We start from the raw sequence: 19,325 nt of genomic DNA, 5'->3' as shown, positions 1-19,325 counted from the left end.
GGCATGACCGGCCCGGCAACCACCGACCGCGCGCCCGATCGCATCGATCTGGGCGGCTGTTCAAGCAGCGACACGCTGCGCGAGGCCGCGCGCGCGGCGGGCAAGAGCGATGTGCTCGATCAATATGCCGCCGATTATCCGGTGGGTCCCCATGACCAGCCGCAATCCATGTGCCCTGCATTCGGATCGCTGCGCGTCGGCCTGCGCATGCGGCGCACGGCGACTGTGCTGTCGGGTTCGGCCTGCTGCGTCTATGGCCTGACCTTTACTGCCCATTTCTATGGCGCGCGGCGCAGCGTCGGCTATGTTCCGTTCAGTTCCGAAACGCTGGTGACGGGCAAACTGTTCGAAGACATCAAGGAAGCGGTCGAACAGCTCGCCGATCCCGAAAAGCTCGACACGATCATCGTCACCAATCTGTGCGTTCCCACCGCCAGCGGCGTGCCGCTGCGGCTGTTGCCGGATTCGATCAATGGCGTGCGGGTCATCGGCATCGACGTGCCCGGTTTCGGCGTGCCTACCCATGCCGAGGCCAAGGACGTCCTGTCCGGCGCGATGCTGCGCTATGCCCGGCTGGAGGCAGAGCAAGGGCCGGTTGCCGCGCCCCATGCCCTGCCCGACCGGCCCAGCATCCCCTTGCTTGGCGAGATGTTTCCGGCCGATCCGATGGGAATCGGCCTGATGCTGGAACCGATGGGCCTGGCTGCCGGGCCTGTGGTGCCGGTGCGCGAATGGCGGGAGCTGTATGCCGCGCTGGACGGCGCAGCGATTGCCGCCATCCACCCGTTTTACACAGCCAGCATCCGCGAGTTTCAGGCTGCGGGCCGCACCGTGATCGGCTCTGCCCCCGTCGGTGTCGACGGCACGGCCGCCTGGCTGGATGCGGTCGGCGCCGCGTGCGGCGTGGCGCAAAGCGCGACGGATGCGGCCAAGAACCGCTTCCTGCCCGCCATTGCGGCGGCTTTGGCCGCAACGCCGATCCGGGGCCGGATTACCGTTTCCGGCTATGAAGGGTCCGAACTGCTGGTCGCCCGGCTGCTCACCGAAAGCGGCGCCGAAGTGCCCTATGTCGGCACCGCCTGTCCGCGCACGCCCTGGTCCGAGGCGGACCGTCAGTGGCTGGAGGCGCGCGGCACCCGCATCGTCTATCGCGCCAGCCTGGAACAGGACATTGCTGCGGTCGAAGAGTTCCACCCCGATCTTGCCATCGGCACGACACCCGTCGTTCAGCACGCCAAGGCGCGCGCCATCCCAGCGCTGTATTTCACAAACCTGATTTCCGCCCGGCCGCTGATGGGCGTTGCCGGTGCGGGCAGCCTGGCCACCGTCATCAATGCCGCCATCGGTAATCAGGCGCGGTTCGACCGGATGCGCGATTTCTTCGATGGCGTCGGCACGGGCCATGCTACCGGGATCTGGACGGAAACCCCGACCGACCGGCCGAAGTTCAAGGCGATGAACGCCGCACGCAATGCGGCCGCCGCCAGGGCAGCGGAGGCCATTGGGTCATGACGCTGATCCTCGATCATGACCGCGCGGGCGGTTACTGGGGCGCGGTTTACGCCTTTACCGCGGTCAAGGGCTTGCAGGTGATTATCGACGGCCCGGTCGGCTGCGAAAACCTGCCCGTCACGTCGGTGCTGCATTATACCGACGGCCTGCCGCCGCATGAATTGCCCATCGTCGTCACTGGGCTGGGCGAGGAAGAACTGGGCAAGACCGGCACCGAGGCCGCGATGAAACGCGCCTGGAAAACGCTGGACCCCGATCTGCCCGCCGTGGTCGTGACCGGATCGATTTCCGAGATGATCGGCGGCGGGGTGACGCCCCAGGGCACGAACATCCGCCGGTTCCTGCCGCGCACGATCGACGAGGATCAGTGGCAGGCCGCCGACCGGGCGCTGTCCTGGCTGTGGACCGAGTTCGGGCCGAAAAAGCTGCCCAAGCCGGCCGAGCCCAAGGAAGGCGAGCGGCCGCGCGTCAACATCATCGGCCCGGCCTATGGCGCATTCAACATGCCCAGCGATCTGGCCGAAATCCGCCGCCTGGTCGAAGGGATCGGATGCGAGGTCAACATGGTGTTCCCGCTGGGCACGCACCTCGCCGATATCCATCGCCTGCCGCTGGGCGCGGTCAATATCTGCATGTACCGAGAATATGGCCGAAATCTGTGCGAAATGCTGGACCGGCCGTATCTGCAGGCGCCGATCGGGCTGGATTCCACCACTCGGTTCCTGCGCCAGCTGGGCGAATTGACCGGACTGGACCCGGAACCGTTCATCGAGCGGGAAAAGCATACGACGATCAAGCCGCTATGGGACCTGTGGCGTTCGGTCACGCAGGATTTCTTTGGCACGGCCAGCTTTGGCATCGTTGCCACCGACACCTATGCCCGCGGCATCCGCAAGTTCCTTGAGGACGATATGGGCCTGCCCTGTTCGTTCGCATTCGGCCGCAAGGCGGGCGTGAAGCCGGACAATCAGGCCGTCCGCGACGCGATTGCCGCCAATCCCCCGCTGATCGTGTTCGGCAGCTATAACGAGCGGATGTACATGGCCGAGGCAGGAACGCCCGGCGTGTTCATCCCGGCCAGCTTTCCGGGCGCGGCAATCCGGCGCCACACCGGCACGCCCTTCATGGGCTATTCCGGCGCGACCTATCTGGTTCAGGAAGTGTGCAATGCGCTGTTCGACGCGCTGTTCCACATCCTGCCCCTGTCCACCCGCATGGATGCGGGCACGGCGACGCCCGCCCGGCGCGAGGCTACGCTGCGCTGGGACGGCGAGGCCAAGGCAAAGCTGGATGCGATCGTCGAGGCGCAGCCCGTGCTGGTCCGCATTTCCGCGGCAAAGAACCTGCGCGATGCGGCCGAACGGTCCGCCCGGCGCGCCGGCGAAGATCATGTGTCGGCCGACCGGCTGGCCGCAACGATGCTGGAAGGGGCTGGCCGATGATCCGCGCCGCCCCCGCCGCACGCCATTCATCCGGCGCATTGCCGGATGTCACGATCCTTTTGCAGCATTTGGACGCTGCTGGAGGGGCCGCCCGGGAGAGCCGCGTGTTGCAGCTCGTTGGGGCAAGGTTGGAGGATGAATCATGAGCGAAACTGAACGCTTTGGACCCGGGGCGTATCTCACTCCGGAAGAAGCAAAAGAATTTCACAAGATCTTCGTGAGCAGCTTTATCGGCTTCACCGTCGTGGCGATCATCGCCCACGTGCTGGTGTGGTCGTGGCGGCCCTGGCTGCCGAGTGTCAACGGCTATGCGATGCTGCATGACGCGACCCAGGTCGCCAGCGTCGCCCTCACGTCCATGCTGGCATAAAGGGAGACGATATCATGTGGAGACTTTGGCTCATTTTCGATCCGCGCAGGACCCTGGTCGCTCTGGCGATCTTCCTCTTCGTGCTTGCGCTGCTGATCCATTTCATCCTGTTGAGCACCGATCGCTTCAACTGGATCGAAGGACCGAAGACCGCACAGGCAGTGGCGACCGCTCCGGCGGCGACCTGACTTGCGCGAACCCGCCCGGGGAAGGCGGCGCCATGCGCCCCGGCCCCGGGATGGGCATGACAGCGATTTCCTCAGGATGGCCATCAGGATGGATGGCAGGGGTGTGCGATGGCACTGCTTAGCTTCGAAAGAAAGTACCGCGTTCGCGGCGGTACACTGGTCGGCGGGGATCTGTTCGACTTCTGGGTCGGACCGTTTTATGTCGGCTTTTTCGGCGTCACTACCGCGATTTTTTCAATCCTCGGTACGGCGCTGATCCTGTACGCGGCTTCGCAGGGCAATACCTGGAACCCGTGGCTTATTTCCATCGAGCCGCCGGCCATTGATTATGGCCTGGGCTTTGCGCCGCTGAACAAGGGCGGTTTCTGGCAGATCATCACGATGTGCGCGACGGGGGCGTTTGTTTCCTGGGCGCTGCGCGAGGTGGAAATCTGTCGAAAGCTGGGCATGGGCTATCATGTGCCCATCGCGTTCGGCGTTGCGGTTCTGGCGTATGTTACGCTCGTCATCGTGCGGCCCGTGCTGATGGGCGCATGGGGATACGGCTTTCCCTACGGCATTTTCAGCCATCTGAACTGGGTGTCGAACACGGGCTATGCCTATGTGAATTTCCATTACAATCCGGCGCACATGATCGCGGTGTCGTTCTTCTTCACGACCTGCCTTGCGCTGGCGCTGCACGGATCGCTGATCCTGTCGGCGGTGAACCCTGCCAAGGGCACGCCGGTCAAGACGCCGGAATATGAAGACACGTTCTTCCGCGATTTCATCGGCTATTCGGTTGGCACCATCGGCATCCACCGCGTCGGCCTGTTCCTGGCGCTCAGCGCCGGGTTCTGGAGCGCGGTCTGCATCGTGATCGCCGGGCCGCTCTATGCGGGCAGCTGGCCCGAATGGTGGGAATGGTGGCGCAACATTCCGATCTGGTCTTAAGGGGGAGGATACGGCCATGCCGCGTTATCAAAACATCTTCACGCAAATCCAGCTGACCAGCCCCCCGGAAATGGGCATGCACCTGCCCCCCGGCGACGAGCCGCGGGTGGCGATGACCGGCGCGAGCTACTGGATGGGCAAGTTCGGTCAGGCGCAGATCGGCCCGATCTATCTGGGCTGGCTTGGCCTTGCCTCGCTACTGTTCGGCTTTCTGGCCATCGAGATCATCGGCTTCAACATGGCCGCGTCGGTCAACTGGGATCCGCTGGAGTTCGTCCGGCAGTTCTTCTGGCTGGGCCTTGCCCCGCCGACAGCCGAATATGGCTTCACTCCCTTTGTCCCGCTGGACAAGGGCGGCTGGTGGATCCTGGCGGGCTTTTTCCTGACCATCTCCATCCTGCTGTGGTGGGCGCGCAGCTATCGCCGGGCAAAGGCGCTTGGCATGGGCACCCACGTCGCCTGGGCCTTTGCTGGTGCGATCTGGCTGTATCTGGTGCTGGGGTTCATTCGCCCGTTTTTCCTGGGCAGCTGGGCCGAAGCAGTGCCGTTCGGGATCTTTCCGCACCTGGAATGGACGAACAACTTCTCGCTGCAATACGGGAACCTGTTCTACAATCCCTTCCACGCCCTCTCGATCGTGTTCCTCTATGGCTCGGCCCTGCTGTTCGCCATGCACGGCGCGACCATCCTGGCGGTCGGCCGGTATGGCGGCGAGCGCGAGCTGGAACAGATCACGGATCGCGGCACGGCATCGGAACGCGCCGGCCTGTTCTGGCGCTGGACCATGGGGTTCAACGCCACGATGGAATCGATCCATCGCTGGGCCTGGTGGTTTGCGGTGCTGACGACCGTCACGGGCGGCATCGGCATCCTGTTGACCGGTACCGTGGTCGACAACTGGTATCTGTGGGCGATCGAGCACGGCTACGCGCCGGAATACTGATCGCGAACGAAGTCCCCCCGGTCGCCACGTTGGCGACCTTTCCCGGGAAGCCCGGTCGGAAACGGCCGGGCTTTTCGCTGTCTGAGGGATAGAGGCAGCGGCCAGCCCCCCGCATCTGTCTGGCGAAGGACGATCAGCCCTGCATCCGGCGCCTGAGCATCCCGCGGCGGCGAAGGTCGATCAGATGGACCGGAAAAGCGAGCGCCAGCGGCACCGCGATCCATGGCCAGGCCCATCCGGTCAGCGCCGCGCGCAGACCCAGCATCATCAGCACGGCAGGAAGCAGCGCGGGCAGGATATCGGCCAGCCGCTGGCCGCGCAGCCGCAGCCACACCGCCTCGAACGCCAGCACTGCCAGAACGATGTCGACCGCATGGCCGCTGGTGAACAACGCCTGCATGGTGCGATCAGGCAAAGGGACCGTTGAGCTGGACCACCTGATAATTGAGGGCGCCGGCAATCGTCACCCAGATCAGGTAGGGGACCAGCAATGCCGCCGCCCCTTTCGAAAAGCGGCCGCAGAAGAGGATCAGCGCCAGGATCGACAGCCACAGCGCCGCCAGTTCGTAAAGCGCCAGATCGGGGCGGTGCATCCGAAAGAACAGGAAGCTCCAGCCCAGATTGAGAAAGCCGTTCAGCGCGAACAGGCCGATGGCGACCTCTGCATCGCGGCGCGTCGGGGCGGTCTGCCACATCCGCACGCCGGCCAGCGCGATCATGGCAAAGATCGCGGTCCAGATGATGCCGAACGCATAACCGGGCGGCGCCCATTCCGGTTGCCGCAGCGCGTAGTACCATTCATCGAGAACGGTCAGCGTGCCCCCGACAAGGGCGGTAACCAGGGCGAGCGATCCGGCGATGACGATCGGAAAAAGGGCTGCCCTGCTCATGCCAACCTAGCGTTCCTCGATGGCCCTCAAGCCGAACAGATGGCCAAGATCCTTAAAGAACACGCGGACATGCGCGAGCGGATCCCGACGGACCAATTGCTTGTTCATATAGGCTTCCCATGTCAAGCGCTGGACATCGGGATCGGCGCACATCTTGACGAAGCGTTCGCGGCGCTTGTCGTTGCGGTACCAGAAATACTGCATGATCCCCAGGATCCAGAACACCCGGCCATGGGCCTTCATGAAGGTGCGCCGGGCACCACGGAGCATCCGCGCGTCGCCGGTTTCCAGGAACCGATGCACGGCATCGGCCCCCATCCGGCCGGCGGTCATCGCGTAATAGATGCCCTCGCCCGACGAAGGGGCGACGACACCGGCGGCATCGCCGACGACCAGCGCATTGCGCCCATTGTCCCACCGTTTCAGCGGCTTCATCGGGATGGGCGCGCCCTCTTCGCGCAATGTCTTCCATTCGGACAGGCCGGTCTGTTCGCGCAGCACGCGCGTTGCCGCCCGCAGGCCAAAGCCCTTGTTCGCGCTGCCCAGGCCGATGCTCGCCGTCTTGCCGTGCGGAAAGATCCATGCATAGAAATCGGGGGACAGATGCCCCTGATAATACACGTCGCAGCGGGACGGATCATAATCCTCGACGATGCGATCGGGCACCTCGACAATCTCGTGATAGGCAAAGACGCAGGCGACGTCCCCGCCGCCGGGAATGCATTGGCGCGCCACCGCGGATCGCGCGCCATCGGCACCGATCACCGCGCGCGCGGTCACGGTTTTGGGTTCCGCCCGCCGGTCGGCGCGATAGCGCAGGCGCGCAATCCCGGCGCTGTCGTCCACATCCTCGCACAGGCCGGTCACGCGCACCGCACCGGCCGCCGCCGCACGCTCGCGCAGCCATTCGTCGAACACGTCGCGGTCGACCATCCCGACATAACCGTCCCCGCCACACGGCATGTCGACGCTGGTTTCGGACGGCGCGATGATGCGGGCCGATCGCGCGCGGGCGACCATCAGCGAATGGGGAATGTCGAAATCGGCGAGCAGCCGGGGCGGGATCGCGCCGCCGCACGGCTTGGTCCGGCCCGCCTTGTCGAGCAGCATCACCCGGTGCCCGGCCCGTGCCAGTTCATGCGCCGCCGTTGCGCCCGACGGGCCGCCACCGACCACGATCACGTCGAAATCATAGCTTGTCTTGGTCATGTGAACGCTCCCTTCGGCGTCGAGGCGCCCCTTAACCGGATGCCGACCGCGACCAGCGCGGCGGCGATGAACATCACGCCTTCAACGGCAAACACGGTGGCAAAGGCGGCGTTGTCCGCGCCCATGGTCCGCATCAGATCGAGCAGCAGCGCGCCCAGCAGCCCGCCGGTGCCAAAGGCGATGGCCTGTGCCGCGCCCCAAACGCCCATCCGCGCGCCCTCACCCGCTGTCCTGCCATCGCTCGCCATGCTCAGCATCGCGCCGACGGCCGCCACGGCGAACACGCCATTGGCAACGCCCAGGCAGAAGATATTGGCCGTCAGCGGCCATGCCCCGCCGGTCAGCGCCCCCAGCGCCAGCCCGGCCAGCATCACGGCAGAGCCCGTGCAGCCCAGCACGATCCACAAGGTAGGGTTGCGGCCATAGCGCCGGGCGTGAAGGGTACCGCCCGCCCCGGCAATCAGCATGCCCATCAGGATGCCGCCATGCTGCAGCCCGGCCAGCTGGGTCGACTGACCCGGCGTCATGTCGAAAACCAGGCCAGCGAACGGTTCCAGCACCAGATCCTGGATGCTGTAGGCAACCATCGAGATGAACACGAACCACGTAAAGCGCCACGCGCGTGGATCGGCCCGGATTTCGGCCAGCACCTGACCAAAGGATGCATCATCCCCCTCGCCCCTTGGCGCGGATACGGACAGGCTGCGCGCTTCCAGCCCGCGAAGGGCGAGCAGCGCGATGGAAAATGCGCACAGCACGACCATGCTGGCAACGATCGCCAGCCGGTCCGCCGCGAACGGATCGAGATATTTGCCCGATACCCCCGCCGCAACGACGATCCCGGCAATCATCATGGTCCAGGTCAGCGCAGCCGCAGCGGGCTTGCGCGCCACCGAAACGCGCGACGCGATCAGGGCGAGCAACGCCGTGCCCGCCATGCCGACGCCAATGCCGATCAGCGTGAAGCCGACAATGGCCAGCACCAGCGCAGGGCCATACCATTGCGGGATCAGGATCGTCGCATCGACCGCGATCACCGTGCCCAGCGCCTGAATGCCCAGGCCCATCATGATCCATGGCGTACGCCGCGCGGACCGGTCGCTGCGATGTCCCCAGATCGGGCGGGTCAGCTGAACCGCATAATGCCATGCGACCAGCCCGGCCGGAATCGCCGCCACGACGCCATATTCGACGACCATGACACGGTTCAGCATGGACGTGGCCACCATCACCATCGCGCCGATCGCAGCCTGAACCAGGCCCAGCCGGACGATCGACAGCCAGCCGATCCCCGCGTCTGACGCGCGCGAAGCCATTACAGATATCCCCCCAGCCCAAGGGCCGCGGCCAGCATCCCCAGCACGTACAGCGACACGCCCGTGGCGTTGTACCATGGGGCCAGCCGCGCAGGATCGCCCACCATCCGCGCCATCAGCCCCAGCTGGATCAGCAGCGACAGCGACACCAGCGCCGTCGAAATCCAAAGGCCGAGCACCGCCAGCTGCGCCACGACGAACAGTTGCGCCGCCGCCATCACCGCGCAGGCGAGCAGTGCCGCCCCCCCCACGCCCAGCACGACGGGCAGCGACCGGATGCCGGTCGCGCGGTCGCCGGTCACCGCCTTGAAATCGTTCAGCGTCATGATCCCGAATGCGCCCAGGCTGTACAGCGACAGCACGATGAGCACGGGGGCGGCCGGCAAGCCGCCCTGCATCACGCTGACCCCGGTGAACCAGGACAGCCCCTCATAGCTGAACGCGCACACCAGCGGGCCAAGCCAGCCGCTGCGCTTGAACCGGAACGGCCGCGCGCTGTAGCTCCATCCGCAGAACAGAGCGACCGCGGTGGCCGCCAGCACCCATGGACCCAGCGCTGCCCCGACAAGCAGGGAGATCAGCGCGCCAATGCTGGCAATCGCGATCGGCCATTGGCCGGGCACGCGGCCCGACGGGATCGGCCGACCCGGTTCGTTGATCGCGTCGACATGACGGTCGCACCAGTCGTTGATCACCTGACTGGTGCCGCAGACCAACGGCCCGGTCAGCGCGATGCCCGCCAGCAGAAACGGCCAGTGATCGATCAGCGACACGCCGGCGGAAACGACGCCGCACATGAATGCCCACATCGGCGGGAACCAGGTAACCGGCTTGCCCAGCTCGACGACGTCGCGCCAGGCGGGAATGCGGGGATATCCCGATGCGAAGGCGGAGTCTGACATGGCCGGCAGGCTATGCCTCGTCCCTGCCAGTGTCAATTTAATTGGACATTCATTCCGTCCGAACGAACTGACAACCCCGAACTGTCATTCGCGGTCGGTCAGATTGCCAAGGCCATGCCGATGCAGCTTGGCATACAGGCTCTGGCGGCTCAGCCCCAGGATCTCGGCGGCGGAGGCGCGATTGTCCGCGGTGTGGACCAACGCCGCCTCGATGCACATCCGTTCGATCAGATCGGTACTTTCCCGCACGATCGCCTTCAGCGTCTTTCGCCCGACCAGACTGGTGAGCTGCTCGACAGAGCGCGGGGCGTCCTGAGCATCCGGGGGCAGATCGCGTTCCCGGCGGCTGACATTGCGGACGGAATAGCCATAGATCGGCTGATCCCGCTCGATCATCACGGCGGAAATCTCCACCGCCTCTTCCCCGCCGTTCAGGTCGTGGACGATTGACCCGAAATTGCGCACGACATGGTCGGACGCCAGCTGCTTGCGCAGCAGGGCAAGGTCAATGTCGCGCCGCCCGATCATTCCGGCCAGCGACATGCCGCGCAGCTGTTCGACCGATCCGGCCTGGACCAGATCGGCAAAGGCGCGGTTGGCCACGATGATGCGATGCTTGTGATCCGACAGGACGAACGCGTCCGGCATCCGCTCGACCATTTCGAGCATGTCGCGATCGGCCTGATTTGCACTGACGTGCTGCGCGCCCTCGATCACGCTGACCAGCCAATATTGCCGGCCGCCCTGACGAAACGCGGTCGCCGACAGCTGCCGCGCGTCCTGTTGTCCGGCAAAGCGGGCCGACACGGCTGCGATCCCGGGGTTGACCAGCGCCGCGCCAAGATAGGCGACGACGGCATCCCGATCCTCCGGATCGATCCGGGCAAGCAGCGTCTTGCCCTCCAGCGAACCCGGCGCAGCACCGACAGCCAGATAGAATGCCTGGTTCGCCTGCTGAATCTGATGCGTCTCGCCGTCGGCGATGACCACCGGGTTGGCGATGGTGTCGAACAACAGGCGATAGCGCGTTTCTGCCTGACGCAGGTTCAGATAATCGCGCTCCATCGCCTGCTGCGCCTTCAGCACCCGCTGCTGGAGCGCCGCGACGCTGCGCAGATCGCGCCCGATGGCGATGAACCAGCCTGTGGCGGGGGATTCGATCACGCGATAGCTGACCGGTACTTCCTCGCCATCGCCAAGGTGGTTGAGCTGGCGCCAGCCATTGCCGCCCTCGTCCCGGCCGTCCAGCATGGCGTCGATCTTGTCCCGGCTTTCCACCGTCACGGTGTCGGTCCAGCGGCGACCGATCCAGCGGTTGGCAAAGACGTAATCCATGGAACTGGCCGCAATGTCGCGGATGATGCGGTTCTGGTCGATCGCAAGCACGATATCGCCCGCCGAACAGGCAAGATCGAAAATGTCCCGCTTCGAAAATCCCTCGGCCAGCACCTCGGGATCACTGAACGTGATTGCTAATCCGCGAGGCGTGGGTTTGTGCATCGAAAAAGGCCAGATCCTATATCAGATCATCAGGATGGTTCCTGACGTTCGGGATAAGACGCGTAGCGGTCGCAACCGCCGACACTGCATCGGCCGCCGTACCGTCGGCACCGCACGCGACCACCAGGTCGGGATGGTCGTTCACCACCCGTCCACCGATCAGGATCCGGATATCGCGGTTGCGCGACACAGACCGAGCCGCAGTGACCAAATTGCGGATCGTCGCCGTAGAACAGTCGCAACTGACGGTCAATCCTAGGATATCGTAGTGAAACTCGGCCAGTTTCTGATGCAGTTCAGAGCTGGACGGCTGGATCAGCAGATCGGTGTTCCACCCGGCGCGGGAGAAGCATTCCGCAACCATCTGTGTCCCGAACCCGTGCTGGTCGCCCGGCATGGCGGACATCAGCACCGAATGGCGCCCATGGCCGCTGCGCATCGGCGGCATGGTCCGCTCGGCCAGCTGGCGCAGCGCCTGCTGAATGCGCCACAGCCCCATGGTGACATCCAGGAAATCGCGGCTGTCATCTTCCCAATATTCGCCCAGCAACCGGGCGGCGGGGGCCATCAGTCCGACAAACAGCGTCTCGACCGAATGCCCCTCGTCCAGCCGCCGCTCGACAAAGGCCACCAGCTCTGGCGCCTCGGCCTGCAATGCCAGCATGGCAAAGGGTTCGACGTCCGCATCCAGCGGCGGTTGCGCGCCGTTGCCATCGCCATCCCCGCCGCCTGAATCCGCCGATTCCGCCATGGTCGTGGCACCGGGGTCGTAACAGGCGTGCACCAGCAGCGGGATAACCTGGTGCTCGATCATGAACGAGATGCCGGGATCCCCTCCCTCCGGGCCATAGCCGGGCGGCAACGCCTTGGCCGAACGACCCGATCGCCGGTCACTGCTGCGACGATCCCATCGCCAGGCGGTCAATCGGGATTTGAGATCGCTCAGGCCGAACACCAAAGCCATTTTCAGACTCTCCTGCAAAGTCTGGTCGGCGTGAAGAACGTCGGCCCGGGGAACGCAACAGAGTTCCCGTCGGAGCCCATCCTACAGGACAAAAGCATCCCGAGCAAATCCCATCTGTCAATTTTTATAGATGTCCAATTTACTTGACACTCGATCCGTTTAGCCGTCTAGTCGATGGGCTGAATAAGGAGAGTGTGCCGTGAATGGGCACCGGAACATCGAGGCTCAAGGTTGGCGGAACGCACGCACCGCCGATGCCGCGCCGGATGCGGCCCGGCCGCTCTACACGCCCGAACAGCGTCAGCGCCGCGACGAATCGGTCTGGACGTTGATCCAGGGCATCCTGGCCCCCGTTCAGTTCGTCATCTTTCTGATCAGCGTTTTTCTCGTCTGCCGTTTTCTGCTGACCGGTGACGGGCGCGAGGCGGCCGAGCTGTCCATCCTGGCCAAAACGGGCGCGCTCTACGCCATCATGGTCACCGGATCGATCTGGGAAAAGGTCGTGTTCGACGAATGGCTGTTTGCCCGCCCGTTTTTCTGGGAAGACGTCTTCAGCATGGCGGTGCTTGCGCTGCACACCGCCTATCTGGTGATGCTGTTCGGCGGCCATGGCACCCCGCAACAGCAGATGGCCGTCGCGCTGGCAGGCTATGCCGCCTATGTCATCAACGCGGCCCAGTTCCTTTGGAAACTGCGTGTCGCCCGGTTGCAGGGCGCACAGGGCATGGCGGTGGCGGCATGAACGCCCCGGTGCTCGCCCCGCCCCATGCCCCGGTCGATGACGGCGCGCTGCCCGTCCTGCGCGAACGGGGCCAGCGAGAGGTATTTTGCGGCCTGACCGGCATCGTCTGGCTGCATCGCAAGATGCAGGATGCGTTTTTCCTGGTCGTCGGATCGCGCACCTGTGCCCATCTGCTGCAATCCGCAGCCGGGGTGATGATTTTCGCCGAGCCGCGCTTCGCCACCGCGATCATGGAAGAGCGCGACCTGGCCGGCCTTGCCGATGCCAATGAGGAACTGGACCGGATCGTCCGCCAGTTGATCGAACGCCGCCCGGAAATCCGCACGCTGTTCCTGGTCGGCAGTTGCCCGTCGGAAGTCATCAAGCTGGACCTTGCCCGCGCGGCCGAGCGGCTGGGTGCGGCCTATGCCCCCCATGTCCGCATCCTCAACTATTCGGGCAGCGGCATCGAAACCACGTTTACCGAGGGCGAGGACGCGTGCCTTGCGGCGCTGGTCCCGGAAATGCCTGTCCTCGATACGGACGCGCCCGCCAATCTGGTCATCGCCGGATCGCTGCCCGATATTGTCGAGGATCAGTTCCGGCGGATCTTTGACGAACTGGGCATCGGCCCTGTCGCCTGCCTGCCCGCGCGGACGCTGGCCGACACGCCGGGCATCGGTCCCAACACCCGCTATCTGCTGGCCCAGCCCTTTCTGGGCGAAACCGGACAGCGACTCGATGGCCGCGGCGCAACCCGGATCGATGCGCTGTTCCCGTTCGGGGTCGAAGGGACGACGGCATGGTTCCACGCCGCCGCAGCAGCATTCGGCATTCCGGCCGACCGCGTGGCGGCGGTGCTCGCCCCCTATCAGGCACGGGCGGCACAGGCGATTGCGCATCACCGCGACCGGCTGGCGGGGCGGTCGATCTTTTTCATGCCGGATTCGCAGCTTGAAATTCCGCTGGCCCGGTTCCTGGCCAATGAACTGGGCATGGTGCTGACCGAAATCGGCACGCCATACCTGCACCGCCATCATCTGGCGGCTGAACTGGCCGCCCTGCCCCCCGGGGTGCAGATCAGCGAAGGTCAGGATGTCGACCGCCAGCTGGACCGGGTTCGGGCAATCCGGCCGGACCTGACCGTGTGCGGCCTTGGCCTTGCCAATCCGCTGGAGGCGCAGGGCCTGTCCACCAAATGGGCGATCGAACTCGTCTTTTCACCCATCCATGGCTTCGATCAGGCGGGCGACCTGGCCGAACTGTTCGCCCGGCCACTGCGCCGCCGCGACGTGTTGAAGGTATAGGGCGATGCAGCTTTCCGTCTGGACCTATGAAGGACCGCCGCACATCGGGGCAATGCGCGTCGCCACGGGCATGCGCGGCGTCCATTACCTGCTGCATTCGCCGCAGGGCGATACCTATGCCGACCTGTTGTTCACGATGATCGAGCGGCGGGACCACCGCCCGCCCGTCACCTACACCACGTTTCAGGCGCGCGACCTGGGCAAGGATACGTCGGAGCTGTTCCAGACCGCGGCGCATGACGTGATCGCCCGGCACGCGCCCGACGCGCTGCTGGTCGGTGCATCCTGCACTGCGGAGCTGATTCAGGACGATCCGGCCGGACTGGTCGAGAAAATGGGCCTTGGCCTGCCGGTCATCCCGCTCGACCTGCCCAGCTATCAGCGCAAGGAACATTGGGGCGCGTCGGAAACATTCTATCAGATCGTCCGGACGCTGACCGACAAGCGGCGGCGCGCGCCGGATCGCTCGGGGCGCCGGGCACGGGCAAACCTGCTTGGCCCGACCGCGCTCGGCTTTCGTCACCGGGACGACATTGTCGAGGTGACGGCCCTGTTGTCCGAACTGGGCATCGACGTGCACGTCGTCGCTCCGCTCGGCGCATCGGTGGATCAGATCGCCAGCCTGGGCGAGGCGGATTTCAACATCGTCCTCTATCCCGAAACCGGCGAGGCCGCCGCCCGGTGGCTGGAACGCGAATTCCGTCAGCCGTACACGCGGACCGTGCCGATCGGCGTCAATGCGACGATGGAATTCATCGCGGAGGTCGCCGGGCTGGCGGGGGTCGATTCTGCCCTGATGCTCGACCGGGCGCGGTCGCGCATGTCGTGGTGGAGCCGGTCCATCGATTCCACCTATCTGACCGGTAAGCGTGTCTTCATCTTTGGCGATGGCACCCATGCCGTTGCCGCCGCGCGCATCGCCAGCGAAGAGCTGGGGTTCAAGGTCGTCGGCCTTGGCTGCTACAACCGCGAAACCGCCCGGGATGTGCGCGCCGCCGCCCGCCAGCTGGGGCTGGAGCCGCTGATCACCGACGACCATCTGGTCGTGGAACAGGCGATCAAGGACGCTCAGCCGGAACTGGTGCTGGGCACGCAGATGGAACGCCACATCGCCAAGCGTTTCGCCATTCCGTGCGCCGTCATCTCCGCGCCGGTCCATGTTCAGGATTTCCCGGCGCGCCATTCGCCCCAGATGGGGTTCGAGGGCGCGAACGTGATTTTCGACACCTGGGTCCATCCGCTGGTCATGGGGCTTGAGGAACATCTGTTAACGATGTTCCGCGACGATTTCGAGTTCCACGATGGCGCGGGCGCATCGCATCTTGGCCCCGGCCATGCCGCGCCGGCCGAAGCGCCCGTCATCGCCGCTGTAGACACAGCCGCCGCATGGAGCGCGGATGCCGAGCGGGAACTGAAGAAAATCCCGTTCTTCGTGCGGGGCAAGGCACGGCGGAATACCGAACTGTTCGCCCAGGAACAGGGCATCGACACGATCGAGCTGGCCACGCTGTACGAGGCAAAGGCGCATTATGCCCGGTAATGCCCCTCCCCCCGTCCGGGTGACCATCGTGACGCTGGACAATCATCTGGCGGCTGCGGTCGAGCGCGCCAATCGCCAGATGGCGGCGGACGGCATCCATATCGATCTGCACGCGGCATCGGACTGGGATCACGATCCGGCGCTGCTGGATCGCGCAAAGGCGGATGTGGCGCAATCGGACATCATCATCGCGACGATGCTGTTCCTGGACGATCATGTCCGCGCCATTCACCCTGCGATGCTGGCGCGGCGGGACTCCTGCGACGCCATCGTCGGCCTGATGTCGGCGGCCGATGTGGTCAAGCTGACCCGCCTTGGCAATTACCGGATGGACAAGCCGGCCAAGGGCCCGATGGCGCTGCTGAAAAAGCTGCGCGGTTCGGGCAAGCCGGGCGGCAGTTCCGGCGCGGGGCAGATGAAGATGCTGCGCCGGTTGCCCAAGATCCTGCGCTACATCCCCGGCCCGGCACAGGATGTCCGGCATTATTTCCTGACCATGCAATACTGGCTGGCCGGATCGGACGACAATCTGATCGACATGGTCCGCGGCCTGATCGACCGGTACGCCAGCGGCCCGCGCGCCGCGCTGAAGGGGCGGATGCCGGCCAAGCCCCCACGCGAATACCCGGACGTCGGGCTGTATCACCCCGCCCTGCCCGGCCGGATCGGCCAGGATGCGGTACGACTGGCCCGATCGGCCGGGGTCGCGGGCGATGCCGGTACGGTCGGCGTGCTGATGCTGCGGTCCTATCTGCTGGGCAAGGATACCGGCCATTATGACGGGATGATCGCCGCGCTTGAGGCGCAGGGGATGACCGTCGTGCCCGCCTTTGCCAGCGGGCTGGATGCCCGGCCGGCAATCGAACGCTATTTTACCGGACCGGACGGCGCGCGCGTCGATGCCATCGTCAACCTGACCGGTTTCTCGTTGGTCGGTGGCCCGGCCTATAACGACGTCGACGCCGCCGTGACGACGCTGGGCGCTCTGGATGTGCCCTATATCGCGGCCCACCCCATCGAGTTTCAATCGCTGGAACAATGGGGTGCCAGCAGTGCCGGCCTGCTCCCCCTTGAAACCACGATGATGCTGGCGATCCCCGAACTGGACGGATCCATCCTGCCCACCGTGTTCGGCGGCCGCGCCGATGGGTCGGCGGAAGGCTGCACCGGCTGCGCCCGCAACTGCCACTTCACGCTGAGCGAGCATGTCCGACCGATGCAGGCTTGTCCGGAGCGGGCGGCGGCGCTGTCTGCGCGGGTCGCCGCGCTCATCCGCCTGCGCCGCAGCGAACGGGCCAGCCGCAAGCTGGCGATCGTGCTGTTCAACTTTCCGCCCAATGCCGGGGCGACCGGATCGGCCGCGCATCTTGCCGTTTTCGAATCCCTCCACGCGACGCTTCGCCGCCTGTCGGCTGAGGGATATTCGGTGGACGTGCCGGACAGCGTCGATGCCCTGCGCGCCGCAATCACCATCGGCAATGCTGCGCAGCATGGCGCGGACGCCAATGTCGCGGTCCGGATTTCCGCCGACGATCATGTCCGGCGTGAGGCGCATCTTGCCGCGATCGAGGCGCAATGGGGCCCCGCCCCCGGTCGCCAGCAAAGCGATGGTCAGTCCATCCATGTGCTGGGCGCACAATTCGGCAATGTGTTGGTCGGGGTTCAGCCCGCCTTTGGCTATGAAGGCGATCCGATGCGCCTGATGTTCGAGGGCGATTTCGCCCCGACCCATGCCTTTTCCGCCTTTTACCGGTATCTGCGCGAAGATTTCGGTGCCCATGCCGTGCTGCATTTCGGAACGCATGGCGCGCTGGAATTCATGCCCGGCAAGCAGTCGGGCCTTAGCGGCGATTGCTGGCCCGACCGGCTGATCGGCGCAATGCCGAACTATTATCTCTATGCTTCGAACAACCCGTCGGAAGGGATGATTGCCAAGCGCCGGTCCGGTGCGACGCTGATCAGCTATCTGACGCCGCCACTGGCAGAAGCAGGGTTGTATCAGGGGCTGGGCGACCTGAAGGCCCTGCTCGACCGGTATCGCTCGGTACAGGACGATGGCGATGAGCGCCGCGACCTTGAACAGATGATCCGCGATCAGTGCGCCGTCCTGGACCTGGACGCCGGCGACCTGACCGACCTGCCCGGCCGGCTGTACGAGATGGAGCGCGCCCTGATCCCGCACGGGCTGCACGTGTTCGGCGCCACGATGGACGCCGCACAGCGTCAGTCGATGATCGACGCCATCGCCGGCGCCTCACCGGACATGGACGTGGCCGATCTGGGTGCGCGGATCGACGCCAATGACGAACTGGGTGCCCTGATCCACGCCCTGGACGGCGGCTATGTCCGCCCCGCGCCCGGCGGCGACCTGGTCCGCAATGCCGAAGTGCTGCCCACGGGGCGCAATATCCACGGCTTTGATCCCTTCCGCATCCCCGGCAGCTATGCCTGTGCGCAGGGGCGGGATCAGGCGGACCAGCTGATCGCGCGGCATCTGGCGGATGGCGGACGGCTGCCCGAAAGCATCGCCATGGTGCTGTGGGGCACCGACAATCTGAAAAGCGAAGGGACGCAGATCGCCCAGGCGATGGCGCTGATCGGGGCGCGGCCGCGGTTCGACGATTATGGCCGGCTGGCGGGCGCGGAGCTGATCCCGCTGGAGGCGCTGGGCCGTCCGCGCATCGATGTGGTCATCACCCTGTCGGGCATTTTCCGCGACCTTTTGCCGCTTCAGACGCGCATGATCGCAGAAGCGAGCTGGCTGGCGGCGATGGCCGACGAGCCGGTCGAGATGAACTTTGTGCGCAAGCACAGCCTGGCGCATCAGGCATCGCTTGGCTGCGACATGGAAACGGCTGCGCTCCGCGTCTTTTCCAACCGTCAGGGCGCCTATGGCGCGAACGTCAATCAGATGATCGACGGCGGCGCATGGACCGATCCCGAAGAGCTGGCCGACATGTTCGAACAGCACAAGGGCTATGCCTATGGCCGCAAGGGTGCACCGGTGCAGCATCGCAAGCTGTTCGAAAGCGAGCTGGCCGGCGTCGATCTGACCTATCAGAACCTGGAATCGGTCGAGCTGGGCGTCACCGACATCGATCAGTATGTCGACGGCCTGGGCGGCATGAGCCGCGCGGTCGATCGCGCCCGGGGCAGTGCCGCGCCGGTCTATATCGTCGATGCGACGCAGGGACCGGCAAAGGTGCGCACGCTGGGCGAACAGATCGACCTGGAGGCGCGCACCCGCATCCTCAATCCCAAATGGTATGAAGGGATGCTGCAGCACGGGTTCGAAGGGGTGCGCCAGATCGAGGCGCATGTGACGACCGCCATGGGCTGGTCCGCCACGACCGGACAGGTCAGCCCCTGGGTCTATCAGAAGATCAGCGAAACCTTTGTCCTGGACGCCGAAATGCGCGCCCGGCTCTCTGCGCTGAACGCCAAGGCGTCGGCGCGCGTGGCCGACCGGCTGCTGGAGGCGTGCGAGCGGCAGTTGTGGACACCGGATGCGTCCACCCTCGCGGCGCTGAAGGCGGCGAGCGACGATCTTGAGGATCGGCTGGAAGGGCTGATCGCGGCAGAATGATG

General features: G+C 65.3%; 17 protein-coding genes. 10 read left to right on the top strand and 7 right to left on the bottom strand.

Going from position 1 to position 19,325, the window contains the following annotated elements; genetic code table 11:
- The first annotated feature begins 3 nt into the window (after positions 1-3).
- The 6 genes from bchY to pufM all read left to right on the top strand — a co-directional run bounded on the left by bchY (position 4) and on the right by pufM (position 5,388).
- Entirely contained in the window at positions 4-1,512 is a 1,509-nt protein-coding gene (gene bchY / locus ACNI3Q_RS00700; RefSeq protein ID WP_426273302.1) for a chlorophyllide a reductase subunit Y, read from the top strand.
- A complete protein-coding gene (bchZ, locus tag ACNI3Q_RS00695) occupies positions 1,509-2,954 on the top strand; it encodes a chlorophyllide a reductase subunit Z (protein ID WP_426273301.1) in 1,446 nt (481 codons plus the stop codon). Before bchY ends, bchZ begins: the two co-directional genes overlap by 4 nt.
- 142 nt (positions 2,955-3,096) lie before the next feature.
- On the top strand, positions 3,097-3,324 hold the full coding sequence (gene pufB, locus ACNI3Q_RS00690; RefSeq protein ID WP_260019873.1) for a light-harvesting antenna LH1, beta subunit: 228 nt from the start codon (positions 3,097-3,099) through the stop codon (positions 3,322-3,324).
- Positions 3,325-3,338: 14 nt separating this feature from the next.
- Positions 3,339-3,512: a light-harvesting antenna LH1, alpha subunit gene (gene pufA, locus ACNI3Q_RS00685; protein WP_260019874.1), complete on the top strand. Its 174-nt coding sequence runs from the start codon at positions 3,339-3,341 to the stop codon at positions 3,510-3,512.
- Positions 3,513-3,620: 108 nt separating this feature from the next.
- A complete protein-coding gene (pufL, locus tag ACNI3Q_RS00680; RefSeq protein WP_426273298.1) occupies positions 3,621-4,445 on the top strand; it encodes a photosynthetic reaction center subunit L in 825 nt (274 codons plus the stop codon).
- Positions 4,446-4,461: 16 nt separating this feature from the next.
- Positions 4,462-5,388, top strand: coding sequence for a photosynthetic reaction center subunit M (pufM, locus tag ACNI3Q_RS00675; protein ID WP_426273296.1), 927 nt, complete (start codon positions 4,462-4,464; stop codon positions 5,386-5,388).
- 133 nt (positions 5,389-5,521) lie between these two features.
- On the opposite strand, the gene ACNI3Q_RS00670 is transcribed toward pufM, so the two are convergent.
- The 7 genes from ACNI3Q_RS00670 to ACNI3Q_RS00640 all read right to left on the bottom strand — a co-directional run bounded on the left by ACNI3Q_RS00670 (position 5,522) and on the right by ACNI3Q_RS00640 (position 12,169).
- Positions 5,522-5,803, bottom strand: a complete 282-nt coding sequence (locus ACNI3Q_RS00670) for a hypothetical protein (RefSeq protein WP_426273294.1) — start codon at positions 5,801-5,803, stop codon at positions 5,522-5,524.
- Complete coding sequence (locus ACNI3Q_RS00665) at positions 5,796-6,278, bottom strand: TspO/MBR family protein (protein WP_426273292.1); 483 nt, start codon at positions 6,276-6,278, stop codon at positions 5,796-5,798. The genes ACNI3Q_RS00670 and ACNI3Q_RS00665 overlap by 8 nt, the downstream gene beginning before the upstream one ends.
- 6 nt (positions 6,279-6,284) lie before the next feature.
- Entirely contained in the window at positions 6,285-7,487 is a 1,203-nt protein-coding gene (locus ACNI3Q_RS00660) for a geranylgeranyl diphosphate reductase (RefSeq protein WP_426273290.1), read from the bottom strand.
- Positions 7,484-8,803, bottom strand: coding sequence for a BCD family MFS transporter (locus ACNI3Q_RS00655; protein WP_426273288.1), 1,320 nt, complete (start codon positions 8,801-8,803; stop codon positions 7,484-7,486). The genes ACNI3Q_RS00660 and ACNI3Q_RS00655 overlap by 4 nt, the downstream gene beginning before the upstream one ends.
- On the bottom strand, positions 8,803-9,705 hold the full coding sequence (gene chlG, locus ACNI3Q_RS00650) for a chlorophyll synthase ChlG (protein WP_426273286.1): 903 nt from the start codon (positions 9,703-9,705) through the stop codon (positions 8,803-8,805). Before chlG ends, ACNI3Q_RS00655 begins: the two co-directional genes overlap by 1 nt.
- Positions 9,706-9,789: 84 nt before the next feature.
- Positions 9,790-11,205, bottom strand: a complete 1,416-nt coding sequence (gene ppsR / locus ACNI3Q_RS00645) for a transcriptional regulator PpsR (protein ID WP_426273285.1) — start codon at positions 11,203-11,205, stop codon at positions 9,790-9,792.
- Between the two features lie 16 nt (positions 11,206-11,221).
- Positions 11,222-12,169: a cobalamin B12-binding domain-containing protein gene (locus ACNI3Q_RS00640; RefSeq protein WP_426273283.1), complete on the bottom strand. Its 948-nt coding sequence runs from the start codon at positions 12,167-12,169 to the stop codon at positions 11,222-11,224.
- A gap of 217 nt (positions 12,170-12,386) precedes the next feature.
- Between ACNI3Q_RS00640 and bchF the strand changes: the two genes are divergently transcribed.
- The 4 genes from bchF to ACNI3Q_RS00620 are packed head-to-tail and all read left to right on the top strand — an operon-like array spanning position 12,387 to position 19,323.
- Positions 12,387-12,911 carry a 2-vinyl bacteriochlorophyllide hydratase gene (bchF, locus tag ACNI3Q_RS00635; protein WP_426274157.1) on the top strand — a complete coding sequence of 175 codons (525 nt, stop codon included), beginning with the start codon at positions 12,387-12,389 and terminating at the stop codon, positions 12,909-12,911.
- The gene (locus ACNI3Q_RS00630) at positions 12,908-14,197 is read left to right on the top strand and encodes a ferredoxin:protochlorophyllide reductase (ATP-dependent) subunit N (protein ID WP_426273281.1); all 1,290 of its coding nucleotides are present in this window, start codon (positions 12,908-12,910) and stop codon (positions 14,195-14,197) included. Before bchF ends, ACNI3Q_RS00630 begins: the two co-directional genes overlap by 4 nt.
- 4 nt (positions 14,198-14,201) lie before the next feature.
- Positions 14,202-15,737: a ferredoxin:protochlorophyllide reductase (ATP-dependent) subunit B gene (bchB, locus tag ACNI3Q_RS00625; RefSeq protein ID WP_426273279.1), complete on the top strand. Its 1,536-nt coding sequence runs from the start codon at positions 14,202-14,204 to the stop codon at positions 15,735-15,737.
- A complete protein-coding gene (locus ACNI3Q_RS00620) occupies positions 15,727-19,323 on the top strand; it encodes a magnesium chelatase subunit H (protein WP_426273277.1) in 3,597 nt (1,198 codons plus the stop codon). Before bchB ends, ACNI3Q_RS00620 begins: the two co-directional genes overlap by 11 nt.
- The last annotated feature ends 2 nt before the right edge of the window (positions 19,324-19,325 follow it).

The sequence above is a fragment of the Sphingomonas eleionomae genome, from assembly GCF_049889035.1.
GTDB lineage: Bacteria > Pseudomonadota > Alphaproteobacteria > Sphingomonadales > Sphingomonadaceae > Sphingomonas.
Note: the sequence above shows the minus strand (reverse complement) of the source record. Positions and strands in the feature narration are given on the sequence as shown.